Source organism: Neptunitalea lumnitzerae (assembly GCF_027924185.1).
Lineage (GTDB): Bacteria > Bacteroidota > Bacteroidia > Flavobacteriales > Flavobacteriaceae > Neptunitalea > Neptunitalea lumnitzerae.
This window is the reverse complement of record NZ_BRVO01000002.1, coordinates 218131-236387: the sequence shown is the minus strand read 5'-3', so window position 1 is coordinate 236387 and position 18257 is coordinate 218131. Positions and strand designations below refer to the sequence as shown.

9 protein-coding genes are annotated in these 18257 nt (G+C 34.8%); 7 read left to right on the top strand and 2 right to left on the bottom strand.

The features are described from left to right. Positions 1 to 69: 69 nt before the first annotated feature. Positions 70 to 1194, bottom strand: a complete 1125-nt coding sequence (locus tag Y10_RS08565) for a glycoside hydrolase family 88/105 protein (RefSeq protein ID WP_281764970.1) — start codon at positions 1192 to 1194, stop codon at positions 70 to 72. Between the two features lie 30 nt (positions 1195 to 1224). Next, positions 1225 to 3954 carry a glycosyl hydrolase gene (locus Y10_RS08560; protein ID WP_281764969.1) on the bottom strand — a complete coding sequence of 910 codons (2730 nt, stop codon included), beginning with the start codon at positions 3952 to 3954 and terminating at the stop codon, positions 1225 to 1227. A gap of 286 nt (positions 3955 to 4240) precedes the next feature. Between Y10_RS08560 and Y10_RS08555 the strand changes: the two genes are divergently transcribed. The 7 genes from Y10_RS08555 to Y10_RS08525 all read left to right on the top strand — a co-directional run bounded on the left by Y10_RS08555 (position 4241) and on the right by Y10_RS08525 (position 18215). Further along, on the top strand, positions 4241 to 6337 hold the full coding sequence (locus Y10_RS08555) for a bifunctional aldolase/short-chain dehydrogenase (protein WP_281764968.1): 2097 nt from the start codon (positions 4241 to 4243) through the stop codon (positions 6335 to 6337). 162 nt (positions 6338 to 6499) lie between these two features. Then, a complete protein-coding gene (locus Y10_RS08550) occupies positions 6500 to 7915 on the top strand; it encodes a purine-cytosine permease family protein (protein ID WP_281764967.1) in 1416 nt (471 codons plus the stop codon). A 23-nt stretch (positions 7916 to 7938) separates the two neighbouring features. Then, positions 7939 to 11550, top strand: a complete 3612-nt coding sequence (locus Y10_RS08545; RefSeq protein WP_281764966.1) for a DUF4450 domain-containing protein — start codon at positions 7939 to 7941, stop codon at positions 11548 to 11550. 2 nt (positions 11551 to 11552) lie between these two features. Beyond that, the gene (locus Y10_RS08540; RefSeq protein ID WP_281764965.1) at positions 11553 to 13676 is read left to right on the top strand and encodes a hypothetical protein; all 2124 of its coding nucleotides are present in this window, start codon (positions 11553 to 11555) and stop codon (positions 13674 to 13676) included. After that, positions 13649 to 14008, top strand: coding sequence for an L-rhamnose mutarotase (rhaM, locus tag Y10_RS08535; protein WP_281764964.1), 360 nt, complete (start codon positions 13649 to 13651; stop codon positions 14006 to 14008). Before Y10_RS08540 ends, rhaM begins: the two co-directional genes overlap by 28 nt. Positions 14009 to 14100: 92 nt before the next feature. Further along, positions 14101 to 15381, top strand: a complete 1281-nt coding sequence (locus Y10_RS08530) for a rhamnogalacturonan acetylesterase (protein WP_281764963.1) — start codon at positions 14101 to 14103, stop codon at positions 15379 to 15381. Further along, the gene (locus Y10_RS08525; protein ID WP_281764962.1) at positions 15381 to 18215 is read left to right on the top strand and encodes a glycoside hydrolase family 2 TIM barrel-domain containing protein; all 2835 of its coding nucleotides are present in this window, start codon (positions 15381 to 15383) and stop codon (positions 18213 to 18215) included. The genes Y10_RS08530 and Y10_RS08525 overlap by 1 nt, the downstream gene beginning before the upstream one ends. Positions 18216 to 18257: the final 42 nt, after the last annotated feature.

The following is an 18257-nucleotide window of genomic DNA, read 5'->3' as shown; positions in this document are numbered from 1 at the left end:
AATGCCTTTTGAAAAATTAACTAAATAATATAAAACAACAACATACTGTAGTAGTATCAAACACTTCCTTTATTCTATACGGTATACTTCAGCTCCAGCCATTAAAAAGGCTCCTAAACCATAATCTTCAAAATCTGGTATTTTATCATACGATAATGGCTGACCATCTTTAGGTTCCTTACCAGTAGATTGTACATATCCAAGAAATCCATTTTTGTGCAAACAATCCTCAATCATAGCATTCCAAGCTTTCCAAATAATAGGCTCGTACTTCTTTTTATCTAGTAATCCGTTATTAACACCATATGCCATACCATATACAAACATAGCTGTACCCGTTAACTCTTTGCCTCCAAAATGTTTATCATCATGTAAACTTACATTCCATAATCCATCTTTACGCTGAACTTTAATTAATGCTTCAGACATCGCTACAAGATCTTCTTCATATTGCTTTCTGTGTGGTGCATTTTCTGGTATAATAGTAAGTACACGTGCCAATGCTGCAATTACCCAACCGTTCCCTCTACTCCAATAACAATCCTCTCCATTAGGTTCTTTATAGGGTGGTGTAAAATCGGCATCTCTCCACCACAAGCCATCATCAGTATTAAATAATCCATTTTTACCATGACTATTTCTTGTGAACATATACATGTCATACATCTTCTCAAAATAAGCAGGATTATCCTCTAAAACGCCCATCATAGCCAATGCAGGCATCCCCATTTGAATGGCATCAATCCAAGACCAATCATCATTTTCAGGGGTGTATAAGAACTTCCCTAAAGCAGCCCTCGTATTTTTTAGTTTTTCAGGTTTAGGCTCAAGCTTATATAGTTCTATATAGGTTTGTGCCGCACAATAATCATCTGCATTTCTGTTTGTATTTCCATAACGGAATCCCCATTTATGAAAATTTGCCCAATCATAAGCGTACTTATAATAAGCTTCATCAGGATACACCTTATAAAGTTCCATTAAACCTTCATAGTATACAGCTCTAGTCCAAATATTACTTGCACGTTCCTTGTTTGTAATGATAGTTTTGCCTACATCAGGCCATTTTTTCATAAAATACTCGTTGGCCAATATCATATCGGCTAAGATTTTTTGCCTGCGTTCTTCAGTAGATTGTGCCGTAGCAAATCCATATATCAATAGACAAGCAACTATTAAAAAAGATTTTTTCATTTGTTTATAGTTTAAATTGAACTCTTATTATTATTTAACCGCCACTGTAATAGGTATCAGTTTTACAGTACCTATAAGACCCGATGGAACTGGTTCCCATACAGTAGCATCAAACTTTTTATAATCTTTGTTAACCATATTTATTTCATAAAATATTTGCCATTCTTCACCACGTAATTCTAAATCTCGTATTCTATTGGCAGGTAAATTGGTTACTTCAATTCGTAGTGTATTATCGGTAGGTTTCAGGTTATCTATTTCTAGTACGTAAGGATTAGCCCAAGCACATCCAACATATTGGCCGTTAATCCAAACGTTTGCACTTTCTCTCACATCACCAAGATCCAAAAGCCAATGTTGATTATCAGTTGGGCTATCAAAAGTAGTTTTGTAGGCTACAGTTCCAGAAAATGCTTCCATTTTTTCGCCGAGCGTGGTCCAAGATGCAAGTTTAGAAATCGATTGAACATCTGGCAGTTCAGGACCTCCATCTAAAAAAGTTAAGTTCCACTCATTAGTAAGTTTATATTCCTCATCATTAACTTTGTCCCTATAATTCCATTTCGGCTGGTCAGTAGTTCCTCTAGAGATAAAAATAGACTCCCCAGATAATAAGGAAACTCTAACTCTTTTGGTATTCTCAGATGTCACTTTAACCGTTGCTAAGCCTGTTTTAGAATTCTGAGGATTTGTAAACTGAAGTATATTTGAATCTGTATTTAGTGTTATAAATTCGTCAATAGTATGATCTGTATGATTTACTAAAAAGTATATTTTATCTCCCTTTTCATCTAAACGGCTAATATATTTTAAACCCGTATTAACAAGCGATTCATTAAAAACATTAACAAGAGCTAAATCTTTTTCTAAATGGCTACTTACTTCAATGTTACTGTGACTAATTAATTTTTTTAGCTCATTATTTTTAGTTTCAAAGTTTAAAAAACCTGGAACACTTTCTGGTAATCCTTTAAATATAATCTTTGCTCCTGCTTCTCTTAAACTTAATAGTTTTTTCATTGTTTCTAAAGGCATATAAGTACAATCAGGAACAATAATACATTTATATAATCCTCCTTCAGTTTGGATCATACCATTTTTTACAGATACTTTTTCTAGGAAACGATCTGATATAAAATCAGTTTGATATCCATTAAATATTAACTGATTTGCCGTTTCATAAAAGGATGTACCATGAAGCCATTTCTCTAATCCATGAATAGGAAACTGAACCATTAAATCGGCTTTCATTGTTTTTTGCCATACATCGTAAACAGGCCAATATAAAAGCGTTTGATTATCAGGTTTCCCCTCTTGTAAAAACTCCTGACAATTTTTTATATAATCAAATAATGCAGGTGCATCTTTCCAAATGGTATTGTTTTCATTAAAATTTACTGAAGCATAAAACTTCCATCCTGGCCATTTGGCACGTGGTGGCGAATAGGTACTACCATGCAGAAAAACATGATTAACCCCCATTAAAAACAACGATTCTACTTCTGGTTTACATTGAGATAATGCCGTTTTAAAATGATCTCTCAACCAAGTAAATGTTTCAGAAGACACTAACGGTTTACCTGAAACATGAGCCGCAGAAGAAGAAAACTTTAGCATTACAGGATCAGCATCACCAGATCTTATATTTTCTGGTAATCTTCTAAAACCTTCGATATCAAAAGGCATAGACCCAAAAGTTTCACATTCAGGTATATCTGCAGCAGCATATAAATCAATTAAATTTCCTGGTGATCCATGTGCTTGCAATCTAGATTTTAAATGATGTCCGTTTGCCCATGCTGTCCAAGTAGTATCAAAGTCCAGTAAAAGATCAGATATTGTAGCTCTATAATCTGCTTTAATTCTATCTCCTATATCATTAGAAACAGTATCTAATAGTTGTGGCAAAAAGGGTTTAATATCATATCCTCTTTTCTTTTCAAATTCACTAAAAAATTTTGGCGTAAAGGTGGTTCCGTATACTTCATAACTATCATTAAAAATAGCTCTTAAAGAACCATTCAATTTATTGAAAGCAGTATCATAGGTTTGTACATAATGGTTAAATGCTTCTGTACTATAATGGTCTAAGGTATAACCCTCTCCGCCTGGTGCTGCTCTTTTTACTTTTTGCCCTGTTTTACCAGTAAAAACAGCTATTATAGTTACATCTTCTTTTTTAGCTTTCCAGTTTAAAAAGTTTCCATCCTCCAATTTATCCGTTACATCTTGATAGTACCCCTCACTACCGTATACCAATACATTTGTAAGTTCTGGTTTATACTTATCATATTTACTTTCGTGTACAATAGTCTCTTTAAACCTTTCTCCTTTTTGTAAATTATAACTTCTAAAAACAACATTAGTAGCCGCATATTGTTTTTCTACTTGTGGACCACCATAAGGCCAACCGGTTCCTAAAACCATATCTACCCCTAAACCTAAACTATCGGCTACTTGTATAGTGTAAGACAGTATCTTTAAATACTTAGGAGATAAAAAATCAATAAAATTAGCTTCTTCCCCTTTTACTCCATAAATAGGTGTAATCTCAACGCCTCCCAAACCAGCTTTACTAAAAGTTACTAAATTAGATTTTATTCCAGGTTCATCTACAGCACTGCCCATCCACCACCAGCGTGTCCAAGGTTTATGAATATTATCATCAGGAGTATCTTGCTTCTGAGCATTACAAAAAGTTGCAAAACACACAATAAGCAAACAAGTTAATTTAAAAGGTACTCCACTTTTTAATATCATATTCTAATAATTTAAAAACGAACAACAACGTTTTCGTAAAATCTAAATTAATTGAAACAAATCCGTATGCTATCCTGTTCTATCCTGAAAATTGTTTTTTAAATGTATGACCTATTTATAAAATAAATATAGTTTTTATTCTTATAACGTAGGCTAATATTTATCAGACATTTCCTATGTTTTTATTTCAGTTTTATTATTGAAACAGTACAGCACAGGATACCGATACTTCTTGTAAGCTTTACTTTTAAATATCTAATTGTAATAAAAAAATAAGCTTCTTATAATGGAAAAAACATTTGAATATGTAGATTATTTGTGGGATGAGCAAAAAGCAGCATCTATGGCAAATGATCAAGTAGCACTGTTTCTATATAGGTCTAATATTCTTGGGGCCGATCTTAGAATTACAAATTACGGAGGAGGAAACACCTCTTGTAAAACTATTGAAAAAGATCCTCTTACTAACAAAGAAGTAGAAGTTATGTGGGTAAAAGGTTCAGGTGGTGATATTGGTACCTTAACCAGAAAAGGTATTGCAGGGCTGTACACTGAAAGACTTAGAGATTTAAAGAAAGTTTACAAAGGGCTAGATGATGAAGATAGAATGGTTGGACTTTTTAATCATTGTATTTATGATTTAGATAGTAAAGCTCCTTCTATTGATACCCCTTTACATGGGCTATTACCCTTTAAACATATTGACCACCTACACCCTGATGCCCTGATTGCTGTTGCAGCTGCTAAAGATAGCCAGCAAGTAACAAAAGAAATATGGGGCGATACCATGGGATGGGTGCCGTGGCAACGTCCGGGTTTTGATCTGGGATTACAACTAGAAAAATGTCTCGAAGAAAACCCTGGTATTAGAGGTATTGTTTTAGGTAGTCACGGATTATTTACTTGGGGAGATACCTCATACGAATGTTACATTAATAGTTTAGAGGTTATTGAAATGGCTTCTGAATATATTGAACAAAAAATTAAACAAAAAGGACAGGTGTTTGGTGGACAAAAAATTGAAGCCTTACCAGCTGAAAAAAGATTGGAAAAAGCTGCTGATCTAATGCCTACTCTGAGAGGATTAGCTTCCTCTGAAAATGCCATGATTGGACATTTTACTCATAGTGACACCGTACTACAATACATTAACAGTAATGATTTAGAAAGGTTGGCTCCTATGGGGACCTCTTGCCCTGATCATTTCTTACGTACTAAAATTCAACCGCTCATTCTTAACCTATCTCCTGAGCAAGACCTGAGTGATGCTAATACTGTAATGGAGCTTCTAAAGCCTTCCTTTGAAAAGTACAGACAAGAATACGCCGAGTATTACCAAAAATGTAAACATCCGAATAGTCCGGATATGAGAGACCCGAATCCGGTTATTATTATCTACCCGGGAGTTGGTATGTTCAGCTTTGCTAAAAACAAACAAACCGCTAGAGTGGCTAGTGAGTTTTATGTAAATGCTATTAATGTTATGAGAGGGGCTGAAGCCATTAGTGCCTACACTGCCCTACCAAGACAAGAAGCTTTTGATATTGAATATTGGTTACTAGAAGAGGCTAAATTAAAGCATATGCCGGCTGAAAAACCGCTTTCTAGAAAAGTAGCCTTGGTTACAGGAGGTACAGGAGGTATTGGTAAAGCTATAGCCGATAAACTAATTGCAGAAGGTGCCAATGTAGTAGTAACTGATATTAGTGAAGAAAGTATTGAAAAGGCATTACATAACTACAAAAAAGATGATGCCACAGCGGTATTGTGTGACGTTACAGATGCTAACGATATTGAAAAAGCATTTAAAAAAGCATGCCTCGCATTCGGTGGTATTGACATTGTTGTGCATTCTGCAGGATTAGCTATCTCAAAACCTATTGAAGAGACGACCACTAAAGACTGGGATATTTTACAAAATGTACTCGTAAAAGGTCAGTTTATGCTAGCTCAAAAAGGTATTGAGATTATGAGACAGCAAAAACTAGGAGGCGATATTGTGAGCATTGCTAGTAAAAACGGACTCGTAGCTGGACCTAACAATGTAGGATACGGTACCGCAAAAGCAGCTCAACAACATATGAGCAGACTACTAGCTGCTGAAGTTGGCAAAGACCATATTAGAGTTAACACCGTTAACCCAGATGGCGTTATTGTAGGTAGTAAAATATGGGAAGGTGCTTGGGCTCAAGGGCGTGCTAAAGCATACGGTATTGATGTTAAAGACTTACCAGCTCATTATGCTAAAAGAAACTTATTAAACGAAATTATTTTACCAGATGACATTGCAAACGGTGTCTATGCTTGTGTGGCCATACTTAACAAAAGTACAGGTAACACCATTAACGTAGATGGCGGTATGGCTAATGCATTTGTAAGATAACCTTTATAAAAATGGTAGTATAATAATTTTTATACTATCATTTTTACTATATTTAAAATCTGTCGCAAATAATTATTAAAATCAAAAATGATTGCGGGTATTAACGAAAACGTTTTATTACCTGCGTTCCTAAATTAATATACCAAGAAAATGTTACCAAATATGAGCCAAGCACATCTTGAAGAAGAAGTAATATCCAACGAAATGTCTGGAGAATTTGAAAGAGAAAGAGTCCCTAATACCTCCCTAAAAGACTGGAAAAGTTTTCTAGGAATGTATGCAGGTGAACATGCCGCAGGAACCGAATTTGTAATTGGTCCCCTATTTCTAACTACAGGAGTCAGTGCTTTTGACCTCATCATTGGTTTATTACTTGGTAACTTAATGGCTGTATTAAGTTGGCGATTTTTAACTGCTGAAATTGGTACTAAGTTTAGATATACTTTATACTATCATTTAGAAAAAATATGTGGTAAACAGTTGGTAACCTTGTACAATTTGGCTAACGGTGTGCTCTTCTGCTTCTTGGCTGGGGCTATGATAACTGTGTCAGCTACAGCGGTAGGAATACCTTTTAATATGGAAATGCCTAAACTAACAGACTCATATCCTAATAGTGCTACATGGGTTGTTATAGTTCTATTCTTAGGAATTGTTATTTCTGTAATAGCTGCAAGAGGCTATGCAACAGTAGCAAAAGCAGCCAACTATATGTCTCCTATTATAGTTTTAGCTTTTATTGCATGTGGTGTTGTTTCGCTATCTAAATTAAATGTAGCTTCTTTTTCTGATTTTTGGAATATATGGGGAAATGGATCAGAACCATTTCCAGGACAAATAAAATATACATTTTGGCACGTTTTTCTATGGTCTTGGTTTGCTAATGCGGCAATGCACATAGGAATGTCAGATCTATCTGTATTCCGTTTTGCAAAAAAACCAAGAGCCGGATGGACAACAGCTGCTGGTATTTATATTGGCCATTACATAGCATGGATAGCAGCTGCCCTGCTATATGCTGTATATTTAAAAACTCCAGAAGCACAACAAATGTTAGCTAGTGGGCAAGCACCTACCGTAGCTCCGGGTCCTTTAGCCTATAATGCTATAGGAATCTTTGGAATTATTGCAGTAATACTAGCAGGTTGGACTACAGCTAACCCAACAATCTACAGAGCTGGACTAGCTTTTCAAGCCATTATTCCTAAAGTATCTACTTTTTGGGTAACCATTATTGCAGGCTCGGTAGCCACCATTGCAGGCTTGTTTCCTGCATTTGCTATGAAGCTATTAGGTTTTGTTTCTCTTTACGGATTCATCTTGGCTCCTGTAGGTGCCATTATAGTTTTTGAATATTTCTTCGGTAAAAAGTATGGTATACAAGCTTTCTATGCTGAAAAAACTGGAACTAAATTTAATCATGCTGTTTTTTGGGCATGGATTATAAGCTTTGGAATTTTCTACTTTATATCAGTTCAGTTTAATGTATTCTTATCGTTTGTAACCTTACCAGCATGGTTATTATGCGGAATACTATACTTAGTATTTAGTAAAAAGATGCAAAAAAAATCAACCTAAATAGTAATAAAGTATTTTATCATATGAAACTTATTATAAGATTCATAACCCTTATAGTATGGCTACTTATTGGCAATCAGACACTGCTTGCTCAAGAAGAAAATATATGGCATCAACAAAAGAAAAAATTACATTATACGCCTAGGGGAAAAGATTTTTTACTTCATAATGGTCATAGGAAATTTAACAGAGCACTATATGGTACCAATACAGGTTTTAGAGTAGAAACAGGTGATTTGCCCGAATTTGCACTTTATATGCCGGGCATGGGAGGCAATTTTAAGCTAGGTATTATCAAGAATCAACATAGTAAATGGATAACCGAAGCAGATTCCATTCAAACAGTTTATACTCCAGGTATCATGAAATATGTTATTTCTGATACCTTGTTAGCTAAAGGAACATTACATTTAGAAGTTGTAGCTTCTGATATCACAGAAGATATGATACTTAAACTTACTACTGAGAATATACCAAATGATGTAAAACTTATTTGGGCATATGGTGGTGTCACTGGTAAAAAATTCCACAGAGATGGTGATATTGGTGCCGACCCAGAATCTGTATTTTATCTGCAACCAGAATACTGCGAAAACAATGTTTTTGAAATAGCTGAAACCAACTTTGAACTACATTATCAATTAAAAATCAAAAAAGAAATTCAGAACAAAATAATAAGCGGTTCATTTCCTAATAGTACAAAGACGTATATAAAAGACGCCAAAAAGCTTTTAAATCCAAATACATTTATTAGAAGTGAAGAAACGGACACCCCTGCCGTATGTGGTGTTTTAGAAAACTTTGTTAAAAATACCTATTACTGGAAAATAGGAAACACTAACAAAACTGACTATTCACAAACAAAAATTCAAAAAGATTTTGAGCATACATTAAAGAGTATTCAAGAACTTACCTCTAGGGTAACCATAGATACTCCTGATCCATATTTAAATACACTTGGTGGTACTTTGGCTTATGCGGCTGATGCTATATGGGAATCTCCTGCATATTTACACGGTGCTGTAGCTTGGCGTATGCATTTGAATGCATGGAGAGGTGCTTATTGTGCAGACTTATTAGGATGGCATGACAGAGCAAAATCTCATTTTGAAAGTTACAGCAAATCACAGGTACTATCTCCTATGGAAGGTCCTGTTACACCAGATACATCAAGATATTTTGCTAGACAAAAGGAAAAAATAGGTACTGCTATGTTTACTAATGGATACATTAGTAGACGTCCTAACAGAAATAACGTTGCCCATCATTACGATATGAATTTGGTGTTTATAGACCAAATGCTTACCCACTTTAAATGGACAGGAGATAAAGCATTTATGCAACAAATGTGGCCTACTATCAAAAGACATCTTGCTTGGGAAAAAAGAAATTTTGATACCGACGATGACGGACTCTATGATGCCTATGCGGCAATTTGGGCTAGTGATGCTTTACAATACAGCGGTGGAAAAGTAACCTATACCTCAGCATACAACTACAGAGCTAATCAAATGGCAGCTATTATTGCTAAAACACTCGGAGAAAACCCTGAACCATATCTAAAAGAGGCTAAAAAAATAAAAAATGCTATTGAATCTCAATTATGGATTGCTGAAAAAGGGACTTTTGCGGAGTATAAAGATACTATGGGAAATCAATTATTACACGATACCCCTGGTATTTGGACAATCTATCATAGCATTGACAAAAATATAGCTTCTAACTTTCAAGCCTATGAGGCATTGAACTATGTGAAAAATGAAATACCTCAAATTCCAGTTGATATAGACGGTTATACCAACGAGAACCTCTTTTTGTTATCCACCACAAATTGGCAACCATACACATGGTCGGTAAACAACGTAGCACTAGCAGAAAATCTTAATATGGCACTAGCCTTTTGGCAAGGTAATGATAAAGAAACTGCTTTTAAATTATGGAAGAGTGCTCTTATTGAAAGTATGTATACAAGTGCATCGCCAGGAGGATTCCAGCAACTATCATTTTATGATGCAATACGAGGTGAACTATACCGTGATTTTGCAGATCCAATTGGGGTTGCCGCTCGCTCTTTAGTTGAAGGATTGTTTGGTATTTATCCGGATGCATTTACTGATACTTTAACCATACAACCCGGGTTCCCAAAAGAATGGAAGCATGCCTCGTTAGACATTCCTGATATTTCATTTACTATGAAAAAAAATGGAACTAAAGAAAGCTATACCATTCAACCTAAACTAACAGCAAACATGAATTTAAAGTTTAGGATTCCAGTTTTGTATGACCACGTAAAGGCTATTGCTATTAATGGAAAAACGGCTGATTATAAAATTATTGAAAGTATCCATCATCCGATACTAGAAATAAGTGCTGCCTCTGCTAAAGAGTACAACATTACAATTGATTGGTCGGGGTCTAAACTTGAAACATTACAAATAGTAAATCATCACTTAATTACTTCAGAAAATGCACATATTTCAGAAGTATATGATCCTCAAAAATGGTTACAATCTTATGACATAGATAATAACAAAGCTTCAGTAACCTTAAATACCAAAAAGGGAAATGTTTTGTATTTCGTTAAAATGAATCAAAACGAAATGACTTGGTGGACACCTGTGAATCAGGAAAGTTTAACAACCGTTGAGCTTACTAAAAGTCAACCTTCTAAATCAAAATCAGCGCTCACTCTTTACAATAATTTGAACCAAACAATTAAAGGAAAACTTTATGTAAATCATACATTTTATAAATCCATCGCATTAGAAGCACATCAGAATAAAGAAATTAACATCAATCATCAGCTACTTGTTACAGGAAGTAATAACCTTGAATTGAAAGCTTCCGACGGACATAATTATAATTTCCATTTTCAAAATTGGGAACTCAAAGAGCAAGATTATAAGCTTGACCCCATCAATTTAAAAGATTATTACAACAGTAATCTAAACTATACGTTTAAAAACCAATACCTAACACCTAGACCTAGTTCTCCCACACTACAACTTCCTACTACAGGTATTGGCAATTGGTGCTATCCTACAATAGCAGAAGATATTAAAATAGATACCAAGGGGCTCAAAGAAAAAGTAAATTCATCTGGAATATTTTTAACAGAACTAGGAATACCATTTTCAATTCCTCATAAAGAAAAAGAGAATGACATTATCTATACCTCCATGTGGGATGTATATCCAGAAAGTATTTCAATTCCTCTAAAGGGGAAGGCTTCTCATGCCTATCTACTTATGGCAGGTACTACAAACCCAATGCAAACCAGAATTTGTAATGGTACCATACAAATTAACTATACCGATGGAACCCAAACAGTTTTAGAGCTTAAAAATCCAGAAAACTGGTGGCCTATTGAGCAAGATTATTATGTTGACGGATATGCTTTTACTACTGATGCTCCTACTCCACCAAGAGTTTACTTTAAAACAGGTGAAGTAACTACGGTATACAAAGATTATATAGATATACACGGTTTTACAAAGTACGGCATTGATGGAGGAGCCGGTACACTACTAGATATTCCGCTAGATAAAAGTAAAAAACTTAAAAATATTCAGCTAAAAACCATTGCCAATGATGTAGTTATCGGGTTAATGGCACTAACATTAAAAAGAGAGTAAAAATGAAACAAAATCGTTATATAACAATGTTTTGCATACTTGCTACTTCACTAGTGATAGCACAGCAAAAAATTGATAGAAAAGCACTGGTGAACAGGCACAATGTTGAGCTTACTAAAATTGATACCTTAGGATCGTTATCTGTAGGGAACGGAACTTTTGCTTATACTGTAGACATCACTGGTATGCAATCCTTCCCCGATTATTACCAAGCCGGAGTGCCTCTAGGAACCGAATCTGAATGGGGATGGAACTCCTACCCTAACACAGAAAAGTATACATTTGACGAAACGTTGAAAGAATATGACCAGTATGGTAGAAAAATAACCTATTCTGTACAATCTACCTCGAATGAAAGACATAAAGCTGCTATTAACTATTTCAGAGCAAACCCACATAGAGTTCAATTAGGAAATGTGGGAATGGAATTGTACAAAAAAGATGGGTCTAAAGCGAGTATCGCCGATCTTAAAAACATACAACAAACCTTAAATTTATGGACTGGAGAAATCACTAGTAAATTTACTTTAGAAGGAACTTTGGTAACCGTATTTACCAATTGTCATCAAAACGCAGATGCATTAGGATTCAAGATAGAATCAGCTCTATTAAAGAAAAAACAGATTAAGTTATACGTACGTTTTCCATACCCAACAGCAGGCTGGTCAGATTATGGTACAGAGAAAACAGGACCTAGAAAATATGTTAGTGAAATTTCTAGTAATGATAAACAAGCTATTATCTCCAGAAAGTTAGATTCGCTTGTATATAAAACTAAATTCTTATGGGAAGAAAAAGCCTCCATACAAAAGGAAAGCGATAGTTACTATAGTATCATTCCAAAAACAAAAAATGTTTTCACTATTGTTTGTGAATTTACCAATGGAGAAACAGAAATACCAAGCGCAAAAGCTATTAAAGAAAGTAGTACCAAAGAATGGGAACATTTTTGGAAATCAGGAGGTGCTGTAGATTTTACTGGAAGCACAGACAGTAGGGCTCATGAATTGGAAAGAAGAATTATATTATCACAGTACCTTACCAAAGTACAATGCACAGGGAACGTACCTCCGCAAGAAACCGGACTTACTTTTAATAGTTGGTATGGAAAGCCTCATTTAGAAATGCATTGGTGGCATGGAGTTCATTTTGCCTTATGGGGAAGACCCGAATTACTAGAAAAGAGTTTACCATGGTATACTAAGGTGGCAAACAAAGCTAAAAATAGAGCTAAAAGACAAGGTTTTGATGGGGTGAGATGGCAAAAAATGACTGATAATTACGGGAATGAAAGTCCTTCTTCAGTAGGATCCTTTTTAATATGGCAACAACCACATTTTATAACCTTTGCTGAATTAATGTACCGAAATAAAAGCACCATTGAAACTTTAGATACTTATAAAAAAGAAGTATTTGCAACTGCTGATTTTATGAGCTCTTTTGCTCATTATGATACTAAAACGCATAGCTATGTATTAGGCCCTGGTGTGATACCTGCACAGGAACGCTTTAAAGCTATGGAAACATTCAACCCTACGTATGAATTAGCGTATTGGAATTGGGCTTTAACAACAGCCATTAAATGGAAGGAACGCTTGCACCAAGAAGTTCCAGAGAAATGGGTTCATGTAGTATCTAACTTATCAGAATTGCCTATTCAAGAAGGAGTTTACCTAGCCACTGAAAGTGCTACTGACTCCTATACCAATCCAGAGTATAAAACAGACCACCCTTCTGTGTTAGGAACTTACGGAATGCTACCCGAAACACCTCTACTGGATAAAAGTATTATGAACAATACCTTTAATTTGGTTTGGGATACATGGACTTGGGAAGATACTTGGGGGTGGGATTTTCCTATGACAGCCATGTCTGCTGCAAGACTAGGTAAACCAGATAAAGCCATTGATGCACTCTTTATGGATGTACAAACCAATACATATACTGCTAATGGCCATAATTATCAAGAGGAAAGGTTACCTATTTATCTTCCTGGTAATGGTGGCTTATTAACTGCCGTAGCTATGATGTGTGCAGGTTGGGATGGTTGTACCGAGAAAAACCCAGGATTCCCAAAAGACGGTACTTGGAAAGTACAATGGGAAGGACTAGAAAAAATGTTTTAACAAACACACCACAAGAAATGCAAACAGTAGCTTTTAAAATGAAATTAAAGTCAGGATGTGAGACTGAATATAAGAAAAGACATGATGAAATATGGCCGGAACTTTCAAGTTTATTAACGGTCTCAGGAATTAGAGATTATCATATATTTTTAGATGAAGAAACAGGTGTACTGTTTGCCTTCCAAAAATTAACAGAAGAACATACCTCAAATGATTTACCTCAAACTTCTATAATGAAAAAATGGTGGGATCATATGAGCGATATTATGGAAGTTAATGAAGATAATTCTCCCGTAGCAATACCACTAAAAGAAGTTTTTTATTTGGAATAGAAATAGTTTGACAACTATCATTTCATAACAGTACAGGACACCTTATTTTGTAAATCTATTTACATTTAGTAATATCTGTAATGTATTAATCCATGTATTTAAAAAGAAAAATTGTATATATATGCTTGTGCTTCACGGTAACTACGTATGCTCAAACTATATCATTTCAAAAATCGAAAAAAGCAGATTATGAAGTTTTAAATTCAGTTTCATTTTTAGAAAATGGACAATATGGATTTGACTTTAATACAGACAAAAATGTGGAATTTACAGAGGAAGGGATGTGCATTAATAGTAGTGCCTATTTCTCTTTTACTTTACCTGAGGGCAACTACCAAGTAAAGGTGAAATTAGGAAGTAATACACAAGATTGTAATACCACTATCAAAGCTGAATCAAGGCAACTCATGATTGCCCAACATTTAACCCATAAAGGAAGCTTTGAAACCCTTACATTTAATGTACATCTACATCATAAAACCATCAAAAATAGTTTAGAAACGGTTATTTTAAAAGAACGTGAAGAACCTAAAATGGATTGGGATAAAAAATTGACTCTTGAGTTTTTAGGGACTACCACTATTCAGAACATAAAAATAAAACCTATTAAAAATATAACTACTATTTTCTTAGCAGGAGACTCAACTGTCACCAATCAAGATGTGGAACCATGGGCTTCGTGGGGACAATTTTTACCTGCCTACGTTAACAAAAAAGCAGTAGTGGCTAATTATGCTTTTTCGGGTGCTTCATTACAATCGTTTAAAGGGATGAAACGACTAGAGAAAATTGTTTCTCTTTTACAAAAGGGAGACTATTTACTTATAGAGTTTGGCCATAACGATGAGAAAATAAAAGGGGAAGGTAATGGTGCTTATGGTTTATATACTAATTTGTTGAAAGAGTTTATTCAAGTGGCAAAAAGTAAAGGCGCCACTCCAATTTTACTTACTCCTACCCAACGAAGAGCATTTGAAAATGATAAATTAAAGCCTACTCATGGAGATTTTCCTAATGCCATGCGCAAAGTATCGGAAGACCTTAATGTACCTTTAATAGATATTACACAATTAACTACCTACATGTATGAAAGTTGGGGAGATGAGGTTTCAAGAAATGCATTTGTTCAGTATCCTGCACATACTTTTCCTGGACAATCAGATGCATTAGAGGATAATACACATTTTAATAGTTTTGGAGCCAATGAAATATCATTAGCAGTTATTCAAGACATTAAAGAACAAAAATTAGCCCTAGCTAAATATTTCAAAAAAGGAATGCCTGCATACAATGCAAAGCAACCTAATCACTACAAAAAATGGGATTTACCAATGAGTCCTAGATATGATAATACTAAACCTTACGGAAACTAATGATAAGATTAACAACCATACTGTTACTTCTCTTTACCTATTCAGGTGTATACTCACAAGAGACCAAAAAAATAATGCTTTCGGGTACCGATTTTGAACATCCAGTTGAATGGGATTTTAAAGTAACAAATGGACAAAACAGTAATGTATGGTCTAAGATAAATGTACCCTCTCAATGGGAGACCGAAGGATTTGGAGAATATACCTATGGACGTTGGTATAAAGAGCTAAACCAAGATGAACCAAGCAAAGAAGAAGGCTATTATAAATACGAATTTGAAGTTCCTAAAACGTATAAGCATCAGAGGGTAATTATTCACTTTAGCGGGGTAATGACCGATACCGAAGTGAAGATAAACGGAAAATTAGCTGGTAAAAAGCATCAAGGTGGCTTTTATGAGTTTAGTTATGACATTTCTAAGTTGATACAATACAATAAGCCAAATACAGTAGAAGTACATGTATGGAAACATTCTGCTAATGCATCTGTAAATAATGCGGAACGTAAGGCAGATTGGTGGCTTTTTGGAGGTATTTATCGCCCTGTTTGGTTAACTGTGTTACCTGAAACTCATATCGCTAAAATAGCGGTTGACCCTAAAATGGACGGAAGTCTAACTGCTGACTTAGAAATAAACAACTTAAAAAACAATACCAAGTTACAAGCTACTTTATACGGTGATACTAACCATCAGCAATTAGAAACCTTTTCAATGGATCTTTCCAAAGAAACAGAACAAACCATATCAGTCAAATGGGAAAACGTAGAGCCTTGGTCTCCTGAATCTCCAAATCTATATTGGTTAGAATTGAGGTTGGTTAGAAATGGGGATGTGCTCCACACCACCAAAAAAAGAATTGGGTTTAGAAAATTAGAATTCAAAAAGAAAGATGGTATTTATGTAAATGGAACTAAAATATTAATGAAGGGGATTAATAGGCATACATTTTGGCCCGAATCTGGACGTAGCACCAGTAAGCGTATCAGTATTATGGACGTGAACTTAATTAAAGATATGAACATGAATGCTGTGCGTAGTCATTATCCGCCTGACTCACATTTCTTAGAGGTTTGTGATTCTTTGGGGCTATTTGTTTTGGATGAGCTTGCAGGTTGGCAAAATGGTTATGATACAGAAACGGGCACACAATTGATTCAAGAAATGATTGAACGAGATGTGAATCATCCTTCAATTATTATTTGGGATCATGGAAATGAAGGCGGATGGAATGAAGAAATTGATGGAGAATTTTCGAAACATGATCCTCAAAATAGAATTGTAATTCATCCTTGGGCTGACTTTAATGGATGGGATGCACATCATTACCCTACGTACCTAACAGGTGTTCATAGATTTGGTAATGGAGAAAATGTATTTTTCCCAACAGAATTCATGCATGGAACCTATGATAATGGAATTGGTGCCGGATTAAAAGATTTTTGGACACACTATAAAGAAAGTCCACTTTTTGCAGGTGGTTTCATTTGGGTATTTGGTGATGAAGCTGTCTATAGAACCGATTGGACAGGACCTCAAAAATATGATTCTAAAGGAAACTTAGCACCAGATGGAGTCTTAGGGCCTCATAGAGAAAAGGAAGGTAGCTTTTATACTGTAAAAGAAGTATGGTCACCAGTTCAAATTGCACCACTTCAAATTACAGATAGTTTTAAAGGTGACATTTTTGTAAAAAATGAATACTTGTATACCAATTTAAATAAGTGTGATTTTTCATTTAAAGTTAAGATTGCGAATGAACATACATTTTATGAAGAAGCCTCTATAAAAGTAGTAAATGAAGGTACTATAGAAGTTGCTGATATTGCTCCTGGAGAAATGAGAAAGATACATATTCCAATTACTAAAAACGATTTGAATGCAGATTTGTTAGAAGTAACAGCAACAGATTCTTTTGGTAGAGAAATATATACTTGGACCTGGAAAATGCATCATGCCGATTATTACGTAAATAAATTTATGTCTACGCCCAAAAGTACTATTAAACCATCTGTAAAAGAGGTTGGTAATACCGTTGTGCTAGAAGCTAATAAGGTGAAAGTTAGTTTAGATAAAAGTACTGGTAATATAACTTCAATCTCAACCAATGGTAAAGATTTTCCGTTATCTAATGGTCCTACCCCTATTGGTATGAAAGCAAAAGTTACAGGATATAAAATAACACAAACAGATAGCGTTGCTAAGTGTACCATAAATTATGCCGGTGGACTAAAAAAGATTGAATGGACAATAGATACTGATGGCAGATTGCTAATGGATGCTTTGATGTTAAAAGATGCAGGAAGAAATAGCGGATTTGATGGAGCCTTTTTTGAAGGAAGTATAGATAAATTTGGACTCACATTTGATTTTTCTGAAAAAAACATTGATAAGTTCACTTGGTTTGGAAAGGGTCCTTATCATGTCTGGAAAAACCGTTTAGATGGTGTAGAATACAACATATGGGAAAAGGAATATAATACTACCATAACAGGAGAAAGCTTTGAAAATCTAATCTATCCTGAGTTTAAAGGATATCATGCAAACTTTATAGCAGGAAAAATTTCTGGAGAAAACACATTACGTTTGTTCAGTGAGTCAGATAACTTATTTCTACATCTATTTACTCCTGATATGCCTAAGAATAGTATTAGTAAATGCTTTCCGCAACCTGAATTTCCAAGCGGTAATTTATCTTTCATGTACGAAATCCCAGGTATGAGAGCTTTTAAACCCCTTGAGCATCAAGGTCCTTCAAGTCAACCAACAAATATTAGAATTAAAAGTGGTGATGATGGAATTACGATGAAAGTCTGGTTTGATTTTAAAAATTAAGTATAGTGTTTCTCCCTTTACTTGTAAGCTATTTAAAAGTAT

Bases quoted from the DNA above. Each gene is read 5' to 3' on its own strand.
- Y10_RS08565 (WP_281764970.1), bottom strand. From the start codon at position 1,194: ATGAAAAAATCTTTTTTAATAGTTGCTTGTCTATTGATATATGGATTT.
- Y10_RS08560 (WP_281764969.1), bottom strand. From the start codon at position 3,954: ATGATATTAAAAAGTGGAGTACCTTTTAAATTAACTTGTTTGCTTATT.
- Y10_RS08555 (WP_281764968.1), top strand. From the start codon at position 4,241: ATGGAAAAAACATTTGAATATGTAGATTATTTGTGGGATGAGCAAAAA.
- Y10_RS08550 (WP_281764967.1), top strand. From the start codon at position 6,500: ATGAGCCAAGCACATCTTGAAGAAGAAGTAATATCCAACGAAATGTCT.
- Y10_RS08545 (WP_281764966.1), top strand. From the start codon at position 7,939: ATGAAACTTATTATAAGATTCATAACCCTTATAGTATGGCTACTTATT.
- Y10_RS08540 (WP_281764965.1), top strand. From the start codon at position 11,553: ATGAAACAAAATCGTTATATAACAATGTTTTGCATACTTGCTACTTCA.
- rhaM (WP_281764964.1), top strand. From the start codon at position 13,649: ATGGGAAGGACTAGAAAAAATGTTTTAACAAACACACCACAAGAAATG.
- Y10_RS08530 (WP_281764963.1), top strand. From the start codon at position 14,101: ATGTATTTAAAAAGAAAAATTGTATATATATGCTTGTGCTTCACGGTA.
- Y10_RS08525 (WP_281764962.1), top strand. From the start codon at position 15,381: ATGATAAGATTAACAACCATACTGTTACTTCTCTTTACCTATTCAGGT.